Below are 20,908 nucleotides of genomic sequence, written 5' to 3'. Positions count from 1 at the left end.
GAAACCGTCACCAGACTGTCATGCAACGCGGCTAGGGCCGCCTCAAATTTCTTACAGGAACTTGCACAATGAAAATGATCAAAACACTCGCCATGGCTGCCACAGCCAGTCTCGCTCTCGCCGCTTGCGGTGCGGATAGTGGCGGCGGCACGCGCGATTCCATCCGTGCGGTCGGCTCCTCCACCGTATATCCGTTTGCCAAGGCGGTGGCCGAAACCTTCACCCGCTCGACTGACTTTAATTCGCCGCTGATCGAATCGACCGGGACCGGCGGCGGCATGAAGCTGTTCTGCGCGGGCCTGGGTGCAGACACCCCCGATATGTCGAACGCATCGCGCCGCATGAAGACCAGCGAATTTGACACCTGCCTTGAAAACGGCGTGACCGATGTGATCGAGATTCAGGTCGGCCTCGACGGGCTCGCATTCGCTTCGGCGAAGGGCGGAATCGACATGAACCTGACGCCGGAAATCGTGTACCGCGCGATTGCTGCCAATCCTTATGGTGAAGAGCAGACGGCCGAAAAATGGTCGGACCTCGATCCCTCGCTGCCTGATCTGCCGATCCTCGTTTACGGTCCGCCCAGCACATCGGGCACCCGTGACGCGCTGAAGGAACTGGTGCTGGTCCCGGGCTGTGAAAGCAATGCCGCGATGCAGGCGCTGGAAGAAAGCGACGAGGACGCATTCGAGCGGACCTGCACCGAATTGCGCAGCGACGGCGCCTATGTCGATCAGGGCGAGCAGGACAATCTGATCGTCCAGAAGATCCAGGGCAATGAAAACGCTGTCGGTGTCTTTGGCTACTCCTATCTCGAAGAAAATATCGACGCGCTGCAGGGCCTGTCCATGAACGGTGTCGAGCCGACCTACGCGAACATTGCGAGCTTCGATTACCCCGGTGCCCGTCCGCTCTATGTCTATGTCAAGAAAGCGCATCTCGATGCGATCCCGGGTCTGAAGGAATATCTGACCCAGTGGACCAAGATGTGGGACAAGGGCGGTGAGCTGTCGAAAATCGGCCTGGTTGCCAACCCCGACGACGCGATGGCCAAAGCCGTTGCCGGTGCCACCGAATATGTGACCATCACCAAGGCCGATCTGGAAGGCTAAGCCTGCGGTAATAGCCAACGCGTTCGGGCACCCGCTCCCTCCCGCGGATTGCCTGAATGCAAAAGAGAAGCCCGGCAGCGCATCATGCACTGCCGGGCTTTCTTATGTCCGGAGCTCGCCCTTGGACGGGGCGCCGCAGCCTACTCCGCCTCGGCAGCCTCCCACCGCGCAGTGATCTGCGCGGACCCGCCGCCTTCGTTGACCAGCACAGTCGCGCCTGCCTCTTGAGCGGCGATGGCGGCGATTTGCAATGGCTCAGCCGCACCCGACAGGGTCACCGGTATTCCGGTGCGCCTGCTGGCCCAGCCGATCAGCGCAATGGCGCGCTCTCCATCCGCATCGGGTTCGCCGTCTTCCATCGAGATGGAAGGAAGCGCGGAAAGCGGCGGTCGCAGCCGGACATCCCAATCGTCAATCCCCGCAGCCACCCGGCTTTCCAGAATACGATAACCCTCTAGGCTGAGCCCCTCCAGCCGCCTTGCATCGGCCATCACGCGCCGGTTTTCCCGGTCGAGCGTCACGTCGGCTGCCTCGACACCCGCCACCAGCGCCAGCCGTTCCTTCAACCGCGCGACCAGTTGGGCATCAGCGCGCGCTTCTTCCTCCGCGCGGGCACGGGCGAGCTGCGCCTGTTCCGCCGCGCCGGGATCCGTGCCGACAAGATACTGGCTGATATCGACCGCCACCGGATCGTCCAGCAGCTGGCCCAGCTCGCCCGACAGCCGCTCGTTCACATCGGCGCGGAATTGCGGAGTCAGGACAGAGGCGGACACGGTGATCGGGTCGCCGTCCCAGTCGATGGTGATCTGGTCGACCCGCGCCTCTTCGGAGAAAGCCGTGGCAATCGTATCGCGGATGATCCGCTGGCCGTTGGATTCGCGGGCGATCTGCATCAGCGACAGGCCCAGCGGGATGGCGAGAGCGACAAAGGTGCCGACCACCAACCCGCTCTGCACTAGGCTGGTGCGGCCATCATGCTGTTCCGACCGGAAGCCGTAGAGCCTTGCCATCAGCGCGGCGGTCAGCGCTATGGTCAGCAGGTTGGTGATGTAGAGCATCAGCGCCCCGCCAAACACCGTCCAGTTCAGCGTCGCGAGACCGAAGCCCACAGCGGCCAGCGGTGGCATCAAAGCGGTCGCGATGGCGACGCCGACAATCGTCCCGTCGCGCCCGCGGATCATCGCATAGCTGCCGGCCAGCGAAGAAAACAGCGCGACCAGCAGATCGAAGAGGTTGGGCCGGGTGCGCGCGGCGATTTCCTCGGTCACGTTTTGCAGGGGAGAGAGGAACACGATGGCCGCGCAAAACAGGACAGCAAACAGCGTGCCGAATAGCAAGGCCCGCCCGCACAGCCGCAGCCAAGTGAATTTGCCCTCTGCCAGAGCGAAGCCTGCGCCCAGGATCGGGCCCATCAGCGGCGACAGGAGCATGGCCCCGATGACGACGGCTGGCGAGGACAGCAGCATGCCGAGAATGGCGATCCCGGCCGACATGCAGGTCATGAAAATATAGCGCGGCGTCATCGAGCTTTCGCCCGCGATTTTCTTCAGCACGACCCCGTGATCGACATCGACCATGACATGGTCGCGCCACCATTCGCGCAGGGAATTCCACACGCTCTGCAACGGATCGCTCACCGTTTTGGTGGGCGGCACAGGATCAGGATGGGTGCTCATCGGCAGATATTAGAGCGGATTTCCATCCTTGTCGCGATAGATATCGCGCCGCCCGACATGGTTGGCCGGGCCGACCAACCCGTCATCTTCCATTCGCTCGATCCATTTGGCAGCGGTGTTGTAGCCCACGCCCATCTGCCGCTGCAGCCAGCTGCCGCTCGCTTTCTGGTTTTCGAACACCACCTGGCACGCCTGCAGATATTTGCGCTCTGCCGGATCGTCGCTCGCGGTCATGTCGTCTTCGAAGCCGAAGCCGCCCCCGTCGGCAGGTTCCTCGGTCACGGCATCGACATAGTCGGGCTTGCCCTGGGCGCGCCAGTGGTCGGCGACGGATTCGACTTCTTCGTCCGATACGAAGGGGCAGTGCACGCGGACCATCGCGCCGGTGTTGGGCTTGTAGAGCATATCGCCCTTGCCCAGCAGCTGCTCGCTGCCCTGTTCGCCCAGAATGGTGCGGCTGTCGATCCGGCTGGTGACCTTGAAGCTGATGCGGGTCGGCAGGTTGGCCTTGATGACGCCGGTGATGACATCGACCGAGGGGCGCTGCGTCGCCATGATCAGGTGGATGCCCGCCGCACGCGATTTCTGGCTCAGGCGCTGGATCAGGACCTCGATTTCCTTGCCTACGGTGACCATCAGATCGGCCAGCTCGTCCACGATCAGCACAATCTGCGGAAGCGGCTGATAATCGAGCTGCTCTTCCTCGTACAATTCCTCGCCCGTCTCGGGATCGAAGCCGGTCTGCACACGGCGGCCCAGCGGCTTGCCCTTGGCGGCGGCGGTGCGCACTTTCTCGTTGAACGAGTTGAGATTGCGCGAGCTGACGCTCGACATCATCCGGTACCGGCGCTCCATCTCCTCGACAGCCCATTTCAGCGCGCGAACCGATTTTGCCGGCTCTGTCACCACCGGCGAGAGCAGATGCGGAATGTCGTCGTAGGTCTTGAGCTCCAGAACCTTGGGGTCGATCAGGATCAGGCGGCATTCTTCCGGCGTAAAACGGTAGAGCAGGCTGAGCAGGATACAGTTCAGCCCGACCGATTTACCCGAGCCGGTGGTTCCCGCGACCAGCAAATGCGGCATGGCCGCCAGATCGGCGACGATCGGTTCACCGGCGATGTCCTTGCCAAGGATGATCGGCAGGTTGCCCTTGGCATCGGCGAAGGCGGCGCAGGCGGCCAGTTCTTTCAGAACGACCATCTGGCGGTGGGCATTGGGCAGTTCGATACCCATCACCGTCTTGCCCGGAATGGGCGAGACGCGGGCACTGATCGCGCTCATATTGCGGGCGATGTCTTCGGCTAGCCCGATGACGCGGCTGGCCTTGATACCCGGCGCAGGCTCCAGCTCGTACATGGTCACCACAGGGCCGGTGCGCACGGCTGTGATTTCGCCCTTCACATTGAAATCGTCGAGCACGGTTTCGAGCAGGCGAGCGTTGCGCTCCAGCGCCATCTTGTCGAGCTTGGGCGCGTCGTCCTCCGGCACTTCCTCCAGCAGATCGAGGCTGGGAAGCGTGTATTCCGCGAACATGTCGCGCTGCTTCGCTGCCTTGGCCATGCTCGCGCGCTTGGGCGGCGCGCTGGGGTCGGTAATCATGGGCGTGCGGCGCGGCTCGGCCACCTCCACCGGCTCGCCCTCGGCGGCCAGCGCTGCCTTCTTGCGCTCTCGGCGGGAGATTTTCGGTTTGGCGGCGGCGGCGTTTGGCGCAGTGGCTGTCCCGTTTGTGAACTCGATGTCTGCCGGCGCACGCTGGCCGCCGATAAAGCCGAGAATGAAATTGGGCAGAGTCAGCAAGGCGCGCCAATCAATCGCGAAGACGCGGGTCGCCAGAACCACGCCGCCAACCAATGCCAGCAGAGCCAGTCCAAGCGTAATCCAACCGCTCGCACTCTCACCGAAACGCGTCGCGACGGCTTCGATGGCGCCCGCACCCAGCAGGCCCGTCAGCCCGCCGGTGGAGGCTGGCATGGCGCCGCCCGGGCCATCGAAGGTCAGCGTCAGGACGGTGGAAAGCAGCACCATCGCCAGCACCAGCTGCGCGGTCGGCTGCCACCAGCGGGTTTCAGTTTCCCGCTCTTCCTCCTCCACATCGCGCCACAATTTGCGCGCGAAGACATACAGCATCGGTAGGATCAGCACGCCCGACAGGCCGAACAGGAACCACACCCGCTCCGCCGCCCACGCGCCGCTTGCCCCCATCCAGTTGGCAATCGCGCCGGTGCCCGCGGCGGTGGAGGGGCTGGGATCGGTCTGCGAATAGCTGAACAGCGCAAGGCCGAGGAACAGCATGAGGCCAAAAAGCACTGCCGCTCCGGCCATCTGGCCCGCGCGCCGCAAACTGCGCCGGAATGTCGCCCGCCAGTCGGGCTGTGAATTGCTGATTGCACGCGTGGCCATGGGCCCAATTCTCCCTATCGGAACACACCATGAATCCTCGGCGAGTCCGGGTCAAGGATTGAGAGGTTCAGCTAGGCTTTGCAGGGGCACTCACAGAGGCACAGAGGCACAGAAAAGGCGTGATTTTCGGCAAAGCCGCTCTCTACTTTCAAGCGGTTCAAGTGGGGCAACGAGGGAAGTTGGTGGGCGGCGTCCCCGCACGGTGCTTCATCTCTGTGCCTCTGCGCCTCTGTGAGCGCCTCAACCCAACCCATCAATCGCAGCGAAACGCGGCCAGTTCATCGCCTCCGCGCGGCGCGGGTTCATCCCGCCCAGAGCGATGACCGGCACGGGCGATTGGGCCGCAAGCAGCCGGAACCGCACCGGCCCGAGCACCAGCGCACCGGGATGCGAGCGGGTCGGGAACACGGGGCTGAGCATCACCGCGTCCGCGCCCATGCGTGCCGCGTCGCCAATCTCGCGTAAGTTGTGGGCGGTTGCGATGGTCAGCAGGTCGTGGCGGGTCGGATAGAGCGAACGCGCCGAGCCATAGATGCCGTCTGCGCCCCATTCCCGCGCCGTCAGAGCGCTGTCGGCGAGGATCAACAGGTGATCTCCCGCGCGGCACAATCGCTGGACCTGCCGATAGCGCGCCAGCCGTTCCTGCGGAGCCAGATGGTAATGGCGAAACACCACAGCGGACCCCGTCGGCAAGGTATTGATGGCACTCGGCAGCCCCGCATCGTTGCGCTCGTCGGTCAGAAACCAGAGGGCGGGCAGGCTGGAGAGCGGGAAGGGCTGGCGCAGCGTCACGCCCACGCTATAGCGCAGCCCCATGGAAAGTGCAGCCAATACGCCGACAGCCCGGCTCGAAACGGTTCAGGCCAAAATCGCCAAGACCTGCAAGATCGCCCGCCGCGAGGTCGATGAAGTGACGCTGGTTGCGGTCAGCAAAACCCATGCCGCAGAGAAAATCGAGCCCTTGCTCGAAGCTGGCCACCGCGTCTTTGGCGAGAACCGCGTGCAGGAAGCGCAAGGCAAGTGGCCCGCGCTCAAGGAACGCTTCCCTGATGCGCAGCTCCACCTGATCGGCAGCCTGCAATCGAACAAGGCGGAGGATGCTGCGCGGCTGTTCGATTGCATCCACTCGCTCGACCGGATGAGTCTGGTGAAAGCGCTGCCCAAGGCGTTCGAGAAAGCGGGGCGGCAAGTGCCCTGCTTCGTGCAAGTCGACGTGGGCGAGGAACCGCAAAAGGGCGGCTGCCCGATCCCCGAACTGCCCGCTCTGCTGGACGCGGCGCGGGAGCGCGAGATTCCGCTGGCGGGCCTTATGTGCCTCCCGCCCGCCGATATCGAACCCGCCCCTTTCTTCGCGTTGCTCGACAAACTGGCGCGCGATAACGGCCTCGATGGCCTGAGCATGGGCATGAGCGGCGACTACGAAACCGCGATCATGCTGGGTGCGACTCATGTAAGGGTCGGCAGCGCGCTGTTTGGAGGGCGGAGCCCCTAAACCCCCTCCAACTCCGCCTGTCTCTCATCGCTCGCCGCCTCTTCCAGCGCCGTTGCGATTGAGCCCAGCCGCAGGGCGTCGGTGATTTTCTGGCCCATCAGGTCGGTGACGTAGAAGGTATCGGCGGCGCTCTCGCCGTAATGGGTGATGTGCGCGGAGTGGATCATCACTTGCGCTTCGAACAGGGCGCGGCCCAGCCGGTTGAGCAGGGCGGAGCGGTCGCGGGCGGCGACTTCGATCACGGTGAAGCGGCTCGATGCCTCGTTATCGAATTGCACCCGCGGCTTGATATCGAAGGCCTTCGCACGGGCGCGGGGTAGCGGGCGCGCCGCCAGTTTGGGGACCAGTTCGCCGCGATTGGCGATGGCGTCCCGGATCGAGGTCTTGATCCGCTCCATCTGGCGCGGTTCGTTGAATGGCTGGCCCACCGGGTCCTGCACCAGAAAATTGTCGATCGCCCAGCCATTGCGCGTGGTGTGGATGCGCGCATCGATGATGTTGCCGCCCGCCAGATGAATGCCGCCCGCGATGCGTGTGAACAGGCCGGGATGGTCGGCGGCGATGACGGTCACCAATGTCGCGCCGCGCTCCGCATCGTATTCGCAATGGATCGACAGATCATCGCCCGATTCCCGCGCGGCGTAATATTGGACGACATTGCGGGCGATGATGTCGGCAGGCTCGGCAATCCAGTAAGCATCGCCCAGCATGCGCCCGTCGCGCTCCATCAAGTCGGCCTGATCGCCTAGCAATGCGGCAACCTCGGCCCGCTGCGCCGCAACGCGTTCGGCGCGGTAATTGCGGGTATGGCCCAGTCGCAGGCGTTCATGGGAAAGGTCATAGAGCTCGCCCAGCAACTGGCCCTTCCAGCTGTTCCACGTGCCCGGCCCGACGGCGCGGATGTCCACGCTGGTCAGTATAGCGAGCTGGCGCAGGCGTTCCAGACTGCGGACCTCGGCGACAAAGTCCTCCACCGTCTTGGGGTCGGACAGATCGCGTTTGAAGGCGGTGTCGCTCATCAACAGGTGCCGCAGGACCAGCCAGCTGACCAGCTCCGTCTCCGCCTCGTCCAGACCGAAGCGGGGGCACAGTTCCTCGGCCACTTCCGCGCCCAGTTCGGAGTGGTCGCCGCCGCGCCCCTTGGCGATATCGTGCAACAGAGCGGCGACATAGGCGATGCGCCGCGATTGGAGCTTGTGAATCTGTTTCGTGGCGCGCGGATGATCGTCTGCCAGCTCGCCGCGTTCGATCTTGGACAGAAATCCGATCGCGCGGATGGTGTGTTCGTCCACCGTATAGTGGTGATACATATTGAACTGCATCTGCGCGTTGACCCGTCCGAAATCGGGCACAAATCGGCCGAATACGCCCGCCTCGTTCATCCAGCGCAGCGCGGTTTCGGGATCGTTGCGGCCACACAGCAGATCAAGGAACAGAGCATTGGCCCGCTTGTCCTTGCGCACATCATCCTTGATCAGGGAGGCATCGCGGCCCGCCTGCCGCATGGTGCGCGGGTCAATTTCCAACCCCTCTGCCTCGGCCAGTGCGAAGATTTCGATTAAGCGCACCGGGTCCTTCTGGAACCAGGTGTCACTCGGCGCGGCAATCCGCCCACCCAAGACGCGGAACCCTTTGAGGCTGCGCGGTTTCGGCTTGAAACCGGCGAGCAGGCCACGCCGCGCGCGTTTGCGGGCAAATTGTTCATCCAGTTGCGCAAGGAACACGCCTGTCAGCGATCCGACGCGTTTCACCTGCAGGAAATACATCTGCATGAACCGCTCGACCGCGCTTTTGCCCGGACGGTCGGCGAAATTCATCCGGTCCGCCACGCTCTTTTGCAGATCGAAAGTCAGCCGGTCCTCGGCCCGCCCGGCAATCGTGTGCAGGTGGCAGCGCACGGCAAGAAGAAAGCTCTCGGCCCGGCGGAAGGAGCGGTATTCCTGCGCGGTCAGCAATCCGGCATCGACCAGCTCCGCTGCATCGCGCGCCCGGTGGATATATTTGCCGATCCAGTACAGCGTCTGCAGGTCGCGCAGGCCGCCCTTGCCCTCTTTCACATTGGGTTCGACGACATAGCGGCTGTCGCCCATTTTCTTGTGCCGTTCGTCGCGCTCGGCCAGCTTTTCCGACACGAATTGCTTCTCGCTGCCGGAGACAACGTCGGCAAAGAAGCGCGCGCGCACCTCCTCGTACAAGGCCCGGTCGCCCCACAGATAGCGTCCTTCCAGTAACGCTGTACGGATGGTCAGGTCTTCCTTCGCCATCCGGACGACATCTTCAGGTGTGCGGCTGGAGTGGCCGACCTTCAGGCCCAGATCCCACATCAGATAGAGCATCGCCTCGATCGCCTGCTCGCACCATGGCGCGTGGCGGGTCGGCGTAAGGAAGGCGATGTCGACATCGCTGTGCGGGGCCATTTCGGCGCGGCCATATCCGCCCACCGCCATCAGGGCGAGCCGCTCCGCCGTGGTGGGATTGGGATGCGGGTGGAGATGGGTGGTCACGTAATCGTGGATCACGCGGACCAGTTGATCGATCAGAAACGCATGGCCCGCCGTAATCTCGTGGCCGCTGGAGGGTTTCTCTTCCAGCCGCCGGGTCAGTTCCGTGCGCCCGTCTTCGAGCGCAGCGCGCAGCGCCGACAGCACCGCACCGCGCGCGTCTTTCTCCTGCGTGGCCAGATCGGCAATGGACCCACCCAAGGCGCGCCGGTCAATGATGGCGCGCTGGCGGGGGACGGCTTTGGCGGGGCTCTTGTCCTGCGTCACCCGCCCGTGAACACCTTCGTGTATTTCTCGCGCAGGAATTTCTTGTCGACCTTCTGCGTGCCCAGACGCGGCAGGGTTTCTGTTTCCTGCCAATATTGCACCGGCTGCTTGAACGGGGCGAGACGGCTGGAGAGGTGATCGCGCAGATCGGCCTCGCTCACATCATGGCCGTCTTTGGCGAGGAACACCGCGCCGACAATTTCGCCGAAGCGCTCGTCCGGCAGGCCGAAGACGCTGCATTCGGCAATGCCGTCATGGGCATAAATTGCGTCTTCCACCTCGATACAGGTGATGTTCTCGCCGCCGCGGATGATGATGTCCTTCTTGCGATCGACGATATAAAGATAGCCGTCTTCGTCGAGCCGACCCAGATCGCCGGTGCGGAAATACATATCGTCGGTGAAGGCTTCCTTGGTGGCTTCGTCATTGTTCCAATAGCCGAGGAAGTTGCACACTGAGCGGATGCAGACCTCGCCGATGCCGCCTTCGGCAACAGGTTTCCCGTCATCGTCGAGAATGGCCAGATCGACCAGCGGTCGGCTGGGTTTGCCGGTGCTGGACGGCTTGGCGAGGTAGTTCTCATTGAAATTGCCGCAGCCCACGCCGTTGGTTTCCGTCAGGCCATAGCCAAGCAGCGGGAACCCTTCGGGAAAGGCTTCTTTGATTTTCGCAACATGCTCCACCGGGCGCGGCGCACCCCCAGCGGCCAGGCTCTTGCACGAGGAAATGTCGAACTGGGCGCGGTCGGGGTGCGTCGCCATTTCATAGGTCATCAGCGGAACGCCGGCGAAATAGCTGACCTGCTCGTCCTGAATCAGGCGCAGCGCTTCCTTTGCATCCCATTTCGGCATCAGGACGATCTTGCGACCCAGCGCATAGCTTTGCAGGAACAGTGGCACTTCGCCGGTCACATGGAACAGCGGCACGGCGAGCAGGGCGCAGGCCTGTGTGGTCGGGGCATCGCCGGTCGCATCGAGATAGCTGAACGCCATCAGTGACTGGATCGCATAGCTCATCGCGCCATGAACGACGCCGCGATGGTCCGAATACGCGCCTTTGGAGCGGCCGGTGGAGCCGGAGGTGTAGAGCAGGGTTGCGTAGTCGTCCGGGCCAACATCGAGGAACATATTCGCGCCCGGATCGCCCCAGACATTCTTCAGCCCCTCGGCGGGCGAACAGTCATGATCGATCAGCACGATCTTCGCGCCGTGCTCGATTCCGTCGAGCCGCGCGGCGCGGCCTGCGTCGGCAAAGACCAGCTTGCAATCGACAAGATCGATCGCATCGGCCAGCTCGTCACCATTGGAAAAGCCGTTGAGCAAAGTGGCGCAGCCGCCGGCCATGATGATGCCCATATAGAGGACGATCCAGTTGGCCGAATTGCGCGCCGCGATACCGATCCGGTCGCCTTTGACCAAAGCGTGGTCGGCCTGCAGGCCTGCTGCCACATGCCGCGCCGCGCCATAGGCCTCGCCAAAGGTCAGGCGGCAATCGCCATCGACCAGAAAGGTCGCGTCCTTATGCTCGTTGCAATAATGCGCGAAGTAATGCGACAGGCTGGGCGGGGCGAGTTTGAGCGCCGGCATGTCCGTGCCGTTGCGCGTGAACTGCACCGTTTCCGCAGGCGCGCCTTCGGCAGTGAGTTTGTCGATAATGGCGTCGAGCGTCAGGTCCAGCTGTGTCGGCATTGGGTTTTTCTCTCCTTGGTGTTTCTCCAGCGCATATCCGCCCCTTGGGGTTCCCCACACAGCCGCCCTGTGCCAAGGCGGCAATGAGTTTTCCGAGACGCGGCCACGCTGATAGTTGGCCACGCTTCTAAGGGGTTTGCCACGTGCTGTCACTATGGGCCGTATCCGTCATCGGGGCTGCTGTAGAACCGATCCGCTGGGCCGAATTGGGCCTAAGACCGGGCATCGATCTCGGCTTCATGACGCTGCGCTATTATTCGCTGGCCTATCTGATCGGGATTATCTTCGCCTATTGGCATATGTCGAAGATGATCAAGGCACCCGGTGCCCCGCTGGCGCAGGACCATGCGGACGATCTGTTCTTCTACTGCACGCTGGGCGTCATTCTGGGCGGGCGGCTGGGCTACGCGACGTTTTACCAGCCCGAATTGTGGTCCACCCCGCTGGAAATCCTGAAAGTCTGGACCGGCGGGATGAGCTTTCATGGCGGGCTGCTTGGCGTGCTGGCGGCGATTGCCTTTGTTACGCGGCGCGGCAAGCTTAGCTTTCTGCGGGTGTGCGATTACATCGCAGTCAGCGTGCCTATGGGCATGCTGCTGGGGCGGCTGGCGAACTTCATCAATGGCGAGCTGTGGGGCCGCGAAACGACCGTGCCATGGGGGATGATCTTCCCCGCCGGCGGCGAAGTGGTGCGCCATCCAAGCCAGCTCTATCAGGCGACGTTTGAAGGGCTGGTTCTACTCGTCATCCTGATGCTGTTGTTCTGGCAAACGCGCGCGCGCTGGCGACCTGGCCTGCTGGTCGGCGTATTCACGCTGGGCATGGGTCTCGCGCGCTTCTTCAACGAATTCTTCCGCCAGCCTGACCAGCAGCTCGCCGATTTTGCGGAGCGGACGGGGCTATCCATGGGGCAGTGGCTGACCATCCCGATGATCGCTGTAGGACTGTTCTTCATAATCCGCGCTCTGCGGCGTCCGGCGCTGGGTGTGGCAGCGCCCAAGGCGGCAGAAACGCAGCCCACACCCGCCGCATGAACGGAGCCGGTTCAAGCACAGAGCCCGATGATCTGGGCACGATTTTCCGGCGGCTTATCCGCAACACCGGGCCGATATCGCTGACCCAGTATATGGGGGAGAGCAACACTCGCTATTACGCATCGCGCGATCCGCTAGGGCAGGGCGGCGATTTCGTTACCGCGCCGGAAATCAGCCAGATGTTCGGGGAACTGATAGGGCTGTGGCTGGCGGATGTGTGGATCAATTCGGGAAAGCCGGACTATGTCCACTATGTCGAGCTGGGGCCGGGGCGCGGAACGCTGGCAAAGGACGCGCTGAGGGCGATGAAACGCTATGGGCTGGAGCCTGAAGTGCATTTCGTGGAAGGGTCGAGCGCGCTGAAGGAAGTGCAGCAGGAGGCGGTGCCGGGCGCGCGCTATCACGACGATCTGTCCACCCTGCCGCCCGATGATCCGTTGCTGATTGTCGGCAATGAATTTCTCGATGCGCTGCCTGTCCGGCAGATGGTCAAGACCGCCGATGGCTGGCGCGAGCGCGAGATTGCGCTGCAGGAAGACGCGTTTGTCTTCGCTGCCGGAAACCGCCCGATGGATGCCGCCGTGCCGGAGGATTGGCGCGATGCCGAGGATGGCACCATCCTCGAAACTTCGCCCGCCCAGGCAGCGGTGATGTACGAGCTGGCCGGGCGCCTGTCCGATCAGGGCGGCGCGGCGCTGCTGTTCGATTACGGCCATGCCGAGCTGCAAGCAGGCTCGACATTGCAGGCAGTGCGCGGTCATCAGAAGGTCGATCCGCTGGCGATGCCGGGCGAGGCCGATCTGACGGCGCTCGTGGAGTTCGGCACGCTCGCCCGCATTGCCCAATCGCGCGAGGTGTGCTGGATTGGCACGGTGGAGCAGGGCGCGTGGCTGCAGGCACTGGGCATCGATGCGCGCACGCAGGCTCTGTCACAGGCCGCCCCGCATCATGCCGAGGATTTGCGCGCCGCGCGCGACCGGCTGGTGGAAGCCGACCAGATGGGCGCTTTGTTCAAGGTGATGGGCCTGACCGGGCACGGCTGGCACGGCGGGGCGGGTTTCGGTTCCTGAAGCCCCGCGCCAGTTCTGCGCAGGTTCATCGCGTGGCCTGTAACCGATCGGCGTGCTCATGCGTATCAGGCGCATAAGGAGAGCTTCACGATGCCAACCATTTTCCGCAAATCCGGCCCGCTTGCCATTGCAGCTGCAATGATCGCCAGTGCCGTGTCCGCCCCCGCCTTTGCCGCCGACCCGATCACCGGGCGCTGGATGACGGAGGAGCGTGATGCGGTCGTTACCGTGGCAAAATGTGGCTCGACCTATTGCGGGCGCTTGAGCAAATATCTGGTCACGCCCGAAGGCGGCGTGGACCAGCGCGATGTCAACAACCCCAACCCGAAACTGCGCAAACGCAAGCTGCTGGGTACGCCGCTGCTGTCCGGTTTCAAAAAGGACGGCAATGTCTGGCGCGGGACGATTTATGATCCGCGCAATGGCAAAAGCTATCGCAGCGTTGTGCGCCGCAAGAGCGCCAATGTGCTGGAAGTGAAGGGCTGCATCGGCCCATTCTGCCAGACGCAGCTCTGGCGCAAGGCCAGCTAGGCTATAGCCCCAGATTGTCGGCCAGTTCGCGGGCTGCCTCTGCCGGGGTCAGCTTGTCGCCGTCGGTCCGGTCGACCGAGAGATTGGCCGCGCGCACTGCCTCGACATCGATCGCTCCGACCAGCGGGCGCAGCGCCTCAACCAGAGCGGCATCCTGCCCCGCTTCGGGGCTCATCAGCAGGATTGCATCGTAGTTCGGGAACGCGCTTTCCGGGTCTTCCAGAATAACGAGATTGTCCGCCGCGATCCGGCCATCCGAAGTGTACGCGCCGATCACCTGCGCTTCGTTCGATTGCAGGGCGTTGTACATGAAGGTGGGTGAGAAATTGCGTGTTTGCGCGAACCGCAGGCCATAGGCATCCCGCACCGCAATCCATTCGGGCCGCTCGAAAAATTCCGGGTCTCCGCCGATTGCCAATTGGGGCGCAATCGCAGCTAGATCGCCAATGGTTTCCAGCCCGCGTGCGTTTGCGAAATCCTGCCGCACCGCCAGCCCGTACGCGTTCTCGAAACCCATTCGGCCGAGCACCAATGCGCCGCTGGTCTCGCTTTCCCAAGCGGTGATTTCTTCCAGCATCGCGTCACGGTCGGGATTGTCCGTGCGCTTCATCATATTGGCCCAGATCGTGCCGGTATAATCGACCAGCACATCCACCGATCCACTGGCGACCGCGCTGTGCGCCACGGCTGAGCCAAGCCCGTCGCGGTATTCTACGCTGTAACCTTCGCCCTCCAGACGCTGCCCGATCAGGCGGGCGAGAATGTACTGTTCTGAAAACCCCTTGGCCCCGATGGTGATGGTGTCGTTGCGGTCGCCCGCCGTGCCGAAAGTCGCCCACAAAGCCGCTGCCACGCCTAGCAACGCGGCACTCGCTCCGCCGCGTATCAGGGCCGGCCGGCCTTTCGCAAAGCCGCGTTCCACCATGCCCAGAAGCGCATCCGCGACCAGCGCCAACGCTGCAGAGGCGAGGCATCCCGCCAGCACCAGCGTCCAGTTCTGTGTCTGCAATCCGGCAAAGATCGGATCGCCCAGCGAGGGCTGCCCGATAGTGGTGGAAAGCGTCGCTGCGCCGATGGTCCAGACAGCGGCAGTGCGAATGCCCGCCATCACATAGGGCGCGGCCAGCGGAGCTTCGACCAGCCGCAACTTCTGCGCAGGCGTCATGCCCACACCGTCCGCTGCTTCCAGCACGCCGGGGGCCATATGCTCGCGCGCGGTGACCGCATTGCGCAGGATCGGGAGCAAGGCGTAGAGCGCCAGAGCGAGGAGCGCGGGGAGGAAGCCGAGCGTCGGCAGCCCCTCGCCAAACACTGCTCTCAGGCTCAGCAATATCGGGAAAAACAGCGCCAGCAGCGCCAGCGCAGGCACTGTCTGGACAAGGCTCGCAAAACCCAGCGCAATGCGTGCGACAGCGGCATTACGGCTGGCCCACACGGCCAGCGGCAGCGCTACGATAATGCCCAGCGCCAGCGCGGAAGCGGCCAGCAGGACATGGGCCGCCAGCTTGTCACCCAGCCCCAGCATGGTGGAGAAAACATCGCTCATGGAGCGAGCTTCGCCAATTGCCGCGCCTGATTGCGGGGGACTGCCACCAGTTCCTGCGCCACATCGCCGCCTGCACCCTCCAGCAAGGACCCGGGCGTTTCATCCGCCACGATGTGTCCGGCGTCCATCACCAGCACCCGGTCGGCCAGCAGCAGTGCTTCGGCCATGTCGTGCGTGACCATCACGCTGGTCAGGCCCAGCTTCTGATGCAGGCCGCGCACCCGCTTGCCGAGGGCATCGCGGGTAACAGGATCGAGCGCGCCGAACGGCTCGTCCATCAGCAGCAATTCCGGATCGCCCGCAAGAGCACGCGCCACACCGATGCGCTGGCGCTGACCACCCGACAATTCGGACGGCATGCGGTCGGAATAGCTACCGTCCAGCTCCACCATTTCGAGCAATTCTGTAATCCGTGCCTCGTCCAGCGAGGCCCCGGCGATGCGCGGTCCGATGCCGATATTTCGGGCAACATCCATATGCGGGAACAGGCCGATGGACTGGAAGACATAGCCGATCCGGCGACGCAGCGCGGGCGCAGGCAGGCCGGTTACATCCTCCCCAGCGAGCAGCACGCGGCCGGACGTCGGCTCCGCCAGCCGGTTGACCATTTTCAGCAAGGTCGATTTGCCCGATCCCGACGCCCCGACCAGCGCGGTGAAAGACCCTTGGGCGATATCCAGCGAGACATCACCCACCGCGACTACGGGGCCGTATCGCTTCTCTACCGCCTCGAACCGAAGAAAGGCGGCAGGAGCCGTCACAGAGCCAGAGATTTGGTGGGTAGCGACAGGCGCACTTTCAGCCCGTCCTTGCCCCATTCGCGGTCCATCGATCCGTCGAGCTGCGACTTCACGCTCATATCCAGCAATTGCGAACCGAAGCCCGCAGTTTCGGGCGGCGCCGCTGCGGGAGCGCCTATTTCGCTCCAGTCGATCAGGATCGTGTCGCCCCGTTCTGCGAGATCAATGCTGACCCGCCCTTCCTCCCGCGAGAGGGCACCGTATTTGGCCGAATTGGTCGCAAGTTCATGGAAGATCAGCGCCAGCGGCGTGGCTGCGCGCTTGCCCAGTTTCACCGTCGCGCCATGCACCTCCACCTGCTTGCCCTCGCCGATGCCGTAGGGGGCCATCAGCACGTCGAGCAATCCGCGCAATTCGCTGCCCTTTTCGCTGCCTAGCGGGCGGACAAAATCATGCGCGCGGCCCAGCGCCCGGATGGCTTCACCCAATTCGCTGGCGAATTCCTTGAGCTCGGGCCGGTTGCGTGCCCTGAGCATGACAAGGCCGGACACGACCGCAAAGATGTTCTTGATCCGGTGGGACAGCTCCTTGGCCAGCAAATCCCGGCTTTCCGACCGCCGGTGGTTGTCGTCGATATCGGTCAACGTGCCGAACCATTGGGTCACATCGCCCGCACTGTCGCGCACCGGCAGCCCCCGGCTCAGCATCCAGCGCCACGTGCCATCCGCACGGCGCACACGGAATTCCTGCTCGAAGGGTTCGCCTGAGGCGAGAGCTGTATCCCACGCATCGCGGTAGGCGGCGTTGTCATCCGGGTGGAAGACCTCGTATGCCCCCTCGTTGCTTGGCGCATCGTCGGGATTGATCCCGGTAAATTCATACCATCGGCGATTGAAGAAATTCGCTTCGCCAGAGGCATCGGCGGACCAGGCAATATCGGGAATGGAATCCGCCAGTGCGCTCAGCCGGTTCTGGCTGGTTTCCAGCTCGGCATCCGCGACCAGATCGCGGCGACGGGCATGGAGGCGGCGCATTACGGCATCGCGCAGGACCTTGAGCCCCTCCTCCTGCAGCGCGGTCAAACCATCGGGCCGGGGCAGAGTATCGTTGATGCACAGGGCCCCGATGGGCGCCCCCTCGCTGCTGATCAGCGGTGCCCCGGCATAGAAACGGATATTCGGTTCACCGGTAACCAGCGGATTGTCGGCAAAGCGGGGATCCTCGAGCGCGTCGGGCACCACCATCACATCATTGCCCAACATGGCATGCCCACAAAAGCTCACGGGACGGGGCGTTTCCCTTGCTTCCATCCCCTCGCGAGCGAGAAACCGTTGCCGGTCTTCTTCGACGATAGAGACCATCGCGCTGGACGTATCGCACAGGCGCGCGGCAAACTGCGTGATCCGCTCCAGCTCGGCATCGTCCTCCAGCGCATCGACGCCAAAGCCTGCGAGCACCGGCAAGCGGACGGCGTCTTCCATTCTGGCAGGATCGGGGGCCTTGCCTTCGGGCCATGGGGCGGTGGGTACTGCTTGCACGCGCATCGATTCCTTCATTCGGAAAATCGCATACAGAAATGATCGCGCGTCGCAAGTAACCCAATGAACCTCCATTGTTTTTACTCGATTCTTATTTTTCAGGTGCAGGCTCTGCTTTGCGGAAAGGGGCCACCTTGCTATGCGGCTTCGCCAGAAAGCCCGCACATTTCAGCGGGCGCAGGAGAGACCATGCGCGCGACCCCCGATTTCGATTTTCAGCTTGGCGAGACAGCGGAAATGATCCGCGAGACCACGGGGCGGTTCTCCGACGAGCAGATCGCCCCGCTGGCAGAGAAGGTCGACCGCGAGGACTGGTTCCCGCGCGAACTGTGGTCGCAAATGGGTGAGCTGGGCCTGCACGGGATCACGGTGCCGGAAGCGGATGGTGGGCTGGGGCTTGGCTATCTGGAGCATGTGATTGCGTGCGAGGAAATCAGCCGGGCGAGCGCCAGCGTGGGCCTGAGCTACGGCGCGCATTCCAACCTGTGCATCAACCAGATCGCCCGCTGGGCCAATGACGAGCAGAAGGCGAAATACCTGCCCAAGCTGATCAGCGGCGAGCATGTCGGGTCGCTGGCCATGAGCGAGGCGGGCGCAGGATCCGATGTCGTCTCGATGAAGCTGAAGGCCGAGGCCGTGCAGGGCGGCTATATCCTCAACGGCACGAAGTTCTGGATCACGAATGCGCCTGAGGCCGACACGCTGGTGGTCTATGCCCGCACCGACCCGAACGGCGGCAGCGGCGGCATCACAACCTTCCTGATCGAAAAGGATATGCCCGGCTTCTCTATCGGCCAGAAGATCGAGAAAGTCGGCATGAAGGGCTCGCCCACCGCAGAGCTGGTGTTCGACGATTGCGAAGTGCCCGAAGAAAACGTGATGGGCGCCGTTGGCGGCGGCGTGGGTGTGTTGATGAGCGGGCTGGATTACGAGCGCGTGGTGCTGAGCGGCATCCAGCTGGGCGTGATGCAGGCGTGCCTCGACACGGTCATCCCCTATCTGCGCGAGCGCAAGCAGTTCGGCAAACCCATCGGCAGCTTCCAGCTGATGCAGGCGAAGGTGGCGGACATGTATGTCGCGCTGCAATCGGCGCGGGCGTATGTTTATGCTGTGGCGAAGGCCTGCGATGCCGGGCAGACGACGCGGTTCGACGCGGCAGGCGTGATCCTGCTGTCGAGCGAGAATGCTTTCCGTGTTGCTGCCGAGTCGGTGCAGGCATTGGGCGGCGCAGGCTACACGCTCGACTGGCCGGTGGAGCGCTACATGCGCGATGCCAAGCTGCTCGATATTGGCGCAGGCACTAACGAGATCCGCCGCATGCTGATCGGGCGCGAATTGATCGGGGCGGCGGGGTGATTTTCCATTACCTCGCTGCCGCACTGCTTATTTTTGCCATCGTCCAACATGCAGCATTAGGCTATTTTGCGCGCTTCCTTCGAAGGCATTCTCAAATTGATCACGCAGGAAAGATTGAAGCGCAGGATCCTAGCGCCGTTTTAGCTATCTCGATTGTCGTTGGTCTGTGGGCCGGAATGGTGGCTTTGTTAATCGTGCCTGGCATTCCTGCGGTGATCGAAGTCGGGCTCGGAATACTGATCATTTGCGCCACCTTGGCAGCGACGATCAAGAGGGGGGCTCCGACAATGAGACCTTATCTTTTGCTCTTGAGCGGAGCCCTGATTCTTGCTGGAAATCTGATATGACCGCACCCGTTCTCAAATCAACCCTCGACTGCGAGTCACCGGATGCCAAGGCGCGGTTCGCGCACAACAAGGCGCTGGCCACCGACCTGCGCACCCACGTTGCCGAGGCTGCACTCGGCGGTTCCGAAGGCTCTCGCGAGCGTCATGTCGGGCGGGGCAAACTCCTCCCTCGCGAGCGGGTGGAGCGGCTGCTCGATCCAGGTTCGCCGTTTCTCGAAATAGGCCAGCTCGCCGCAAACGGTATGTATGGCAAGGACGCGATCAACGGTGCTGGCCTGATCGCCGGGATCGGACGCGTCTCGGGTCGTCAGGTGATGATCGTGTGCAACGATGCCACCGTGAAGGGCGGCACCTATTACCCGATGACGGTGAAGAAGCATCTGCGCGCTCAGGAAATCGCGCAGGAGAACCGGCTGCCGTGCATTTATCTGGTCGATAGCGGCGGAGCGAACCTGCCGCATCAGGCGGAGGTCTTCCCTGACCGCGAGCATTTCGGGCGTATCTTCTTCAATCAGGCGAACATGTCCGCGCTGGGCATTCCGCAAATCGCCTGCGTGATGGGCAGCTGCACGGCGGGCGGCGCCTATGTCCCTGCCATGTCCGACGAGACGGTGATTGTGCGCGAGCAGGGCACCATCTTCCTCGCCGGACCGCCGCTGGTGAAGGCCGCGACGGGCGAGGAAATCACTGCCGAGGATCTGGGCGGCGGCGATCTGCATGCCAGGAAATCGGGCGTGGTCGATCATCTGGCGGAGAATGACGAGCACGCGCTGACCATTGTGCGCGATATCGTCAGCCATCTGGGCGCAAACACCGGCGCAGCGGCTGACGTGACGGTGAAAGACCCGCGCCCGCCGAAGTTCGACGCAGACGAGCTTTATTCCATCATCCCCGACGATGTCCGCGCGCCCTATGATGTGCACGAGGTGATTGCACGGCTGGTCGACGGCAGCGAGTTCCACGAATTCAAGGCGCAATACGGCTCCACGTTGGTCTGCGGTTTTGCGCATGTCTGGGGCATGCCGGTCGCAATCCTCGCCAACGCGGGGGTCCTTTTTAGCGAGAGCGCGCAGAAGGGCGCGCATTTCATCGAGCTGGCGCAGCAACGCCGCATACCGCTGCTGTTCCTGCAGAACATCTCCGGCTTTATGGTCGGCGGGAAATACGAGGCGGAAGGCATCGCCAAGCACGGCGCGAAATTGGTCACCGCCGTCGCCACCGCCACCGTGCCGAAAATCACCGTGGTCATCGGCGGTAGCTTCGGTGCAGGCAATTACGGCATGTGCGGGCGGGCTTATTCCCCGCGCTTCCTGTTCACCTGGCCCAATGCGCGGATCAGCGTGATGGGCGGCGAACAGGCGGCCAGCGTTCTCGCCACAGTCCACCGCGACGCGGACAACTGGACCGAGGAACAGGCGGAAGAGTTCAAAGCTCCAATCCGCCAGAAGTACGAAGACGAGGGCAACCCCTACTACGCCACTGCCCGCCTGTGGGATGACGGCGTGATCGACCCAGCCCAAACCCGCGACGTCCTCGGCCTCGCCTTCGCCGCGACGCTGGAGGCTCCGATACCGGAGCGGCCCAGCTTCGGCGTTTTCCGGATGTGAGGC

16 protein-coding genes are annotated in these 20,908 nt (G+C 63.3%); 8 read left to right on the top strand and 8 right to left on the bottom strand.

Translation table 11 applies throughout. The annotated features are described in order from the left end of the window. The first annotated feature begins 68 nt into the window (after positions 1-68). Complete coding sequence (locus tag ACFCW2_RS04250) at positions 69-1,112, top strand: substrate-binding domain-containing protein (protein ID WP_379548387.1); 1,044 nt, start codon at positions 69-71, stop codon at positions 1,110-1,112. A gap of 140 nt (positions 1,113-1,252) precedes the next feature. Here ACFCW2_RS04250 and ACFCW2_RS04245 read toward each other — a convergent pair whose 3' ends face one another. The 3 genes from ACFCW2_RS04245 to ACFCW2_RS04235 form a co-directional block, all read right to left on the bottom strand. Further along, positions 1,253-2,788: a DUF389 domain-containing protein gene (locus ACFCW2_RS04245; RefSeq protein ID WP_379548386.1), complete on the bottom strand. Its 1,536-nt coding sequence runs from the start codon at positions 2,786-2,788 to the stop codon at positions 1,253-1,255. A gap of 9 nt (positions 2,789-2,797) precedes the next feature. Further along, entirely contained in the window at positions 2,798-5,188 is a 2,391-nt protein-coding gene (locus tag ACFCW2_RS04240; protein WP_379548385.1) for an FtsK/SpoIIIE family DNA translocase, read from the bottom strand. A gap of 240 nt (positions 5,189-5,428) precedes the next feature. After that, a complete protein-coding gene (locus tag ACFCW2_RS04235; protein ID WP_379548384.1) occupies positions 5,429-6,004 on the bottom strand; it encodes a thiamine phosphate synthase in 576 nt (191 codons plus the stop codon). Between ACFCW2_RS04235 and ACFCW2_RS04230 the strand changes: the two genes are divergently transcribed. Then, positions 6,003-6,680, top strand: a complete 678-nt coding sequence (locus ACFCW2_RS04230) for a YggS family pyridoxal phosphate-dependent enzyme (protein ID WP_379548383.1) — start codon at positions 6,003-6,005, stop codon at positions 6,678-6,680. The two genes, ACFCW2_RS04235 and ACFCW2_RS04230, sit on opposite strands and share 2 nt — an antisense overlap. Here the strand turns inward: ACFCW2_RS04230 and ACFCW2_RS04225 are convergent. After that, positions 6,677-9,448 (bottom strand): [protein-PII] uridylyltransferase, encoded by a 2,772-nt coding sequence (locus ACFCW2_RS04225; protein WP_379548382.1) that lies wholly within the window; start codon positions 9,446-9,448, stop codon positions 6,677-6,679. The two genes, ACFCW2_RS04230 and ACFCW2_RS04225, sit on opposite strands and share 4 nt — an antisense overlap. Continuing rightward, positions 9,445-11,136, bottom strand: coding sequence for a class I adenylate-forming enzyme family protein (locus tag ACFCW2_RS04220; RefSeq protein WP_379548381.1), 1,692 nt, complete (start codon positions 11,134-11,136; stop codon positions 9,445-9,447). Before ACFCW2_RS04220 ends, ACFCW2_RS04225 begins: the two co-directional genes overlap by 4 nt. Positions 11,137-11,279: 143 nt before the next feature. Here ACFCW2_RS04220 and lgt point away from each other — a divergent pair, with 143 nt between their 5' ends. The 3 genes from lgt (at position 11,280) to ACFCW2_RS04205 (ending at position 13,771) form a co-directional block, all read left to right on the top strand. Then, positions 11,280-12,170 carry a prolipoprotein diacylglyceryl transferase gene (gene lgt / locus ACFCW2_RS04215; protein WP_379548380.1) on the top strand — a complete coding sequence of 297 codons (891 nt, stop codon included), beginning with the start codon at positions 11,280-11,282 and terminating at the stop codon, positions 12,168-12,170. After that, positions 12,167-13,240 carry a class I SAM-dependent methyltransferase gene (locus tag ACFCW2_RS04210; protein WP_379548379.1) on the top strand — a complete coding sequence of 358 codons (1,074 nt, stop codon included), beginning with the start codon at positions 12,167-12,169 and terminating at the stop codon, positions 13,238-13,240. Before lgt ends, ACFCW2_RS04210 begins: the two co-directional genes overlap by 4 nt. A 90-nt stretch (positions 13,241-13,330) precedes the next feature. Continuing rightward, positions 13,331-13,771 (top strand): DUF2147 domain-containing protein, encoded by a 441-nt coding sequence (locus ACFCW2_RS04205; protein ID WP_379548378.1) that lies wholly within the window; start codon positions 13,331-13,333, stop codon positions 13,769-13,771. A 1-nt stretch (position 13,772) separates the two neighbouring features. Here ACFCW2_RS04205 and ACFCW2_RS04200 read toward each other — a convergent pair whose 3' ends face one another. The 3 genes from ACFCW2_RS04200 to ACFCW2_RS04190 are packed head-to-tail and all read right to left on the bottom strand — an operon-like array spanning position 13,773 to position 17,595. Further along, positions 13,773-15,317 carry an ABC transporter permease/substrate-binding protein gene (locus ACFCW2_RS04200; RefSeq protein WP_379548377.1) on the bottom strand — a complete coding sequence of 515 codons (1,545 nt, stop codon included), beginning with the start codon at positions 15,315-15,317 and terminating at the stop codon, positions 13,773-13,775. Next, a complete protein-coding gene (locus ACFCW2_RS04195; RefSeq protein WP_379548376.1) occupies positions 15,314-16,078 on the bottom strand; it encodes an ATP-binding cassette domain-containing protein in 765 nt (254 codons plus the stop codon). The genes ACFCW2_RS04200 and ACFCW2_RS04195 overlap by 4 nt, the downstream gene beginning before the upstream one ends. Continuing rightward, positions 16,075-17,595 (bottom strand): sensor histidine kinase, encoded by a 1,521-nt coding sequence (locus ACFCW2_RS04190; protein WP_379548375.1) that lies wholly within the window; start codon positions 17,593-17,595, stop codon positions 16,075-16,077. The genes ACFCW2_RS04195 and ACFCW2_RS04190 overlap by 4 nt, the downstream gene beginning before the upstream one ends. 189 nt (positions 17,596-17,784) lie before the next feature. On the opposite strand from ACFCW2_RS04190, the gene ACFCW2_RS04185 reads away from it, so the two are divergent. The 3 genes from ACFCW2_RS04185 to ACFCW2_RS04175 are packed head-to-tail and all read left to right on the top strand — an operon-like array spanning position 17,785 to position 20,905. After that, a complete protein-coding gene (locus tag ACFCW2_RS04185) occupies positions 17,785-18,951 on the top strand; it encodes an acyl-CoA dehydrogenase family protein (protein WP_379548374.1) in 1,167 nt (388 codons plus the stop codon). After that, positions 18,948-19,298, top strand: a complete 351-nt coding sequence (locus ACFCW2_RS04180) for a hypothetical protein (protein WP_379548373.1) — start codon at positions 18,948-18,950, stop codon at positions 19,296-19,298. Before ACFCW2_RS04185 ends, ACFCW2_RS04180 begins: the two co-directional genes overlap by 4 nt. After that, complete coding sequence (locus ACFCW2_RS04175; protein WP_379548372.1) at positions 19,295-20,905, top strand: carboxyl transferase domain-containing protein; 1,611 nt, start codon at positions 19,295-19,297, stop codon at positions 20,903-20,905. Before ACFCW2_RS04180 ends, ACFCW2_RS04175 begins: the two co-directional genes overlap by 4 nt. Positions 20,906-20,908 lie beyond the last annotated feature (3 nt).

The sequence above is a fragment of the Qipengyuania algicola genome, from assembly GCF_042492175.1.
In the GTDB taxonomy this organism is placed as follows: domain Bacteria; phylum Pseudomonadota; class Alphaproteobacteria; order Sphingomonadales; family Sphingomonadaceae; genus CAJXSN01.
This window is presented reverse-complemented; position numbering and strand designations above follow the sequence as displayed.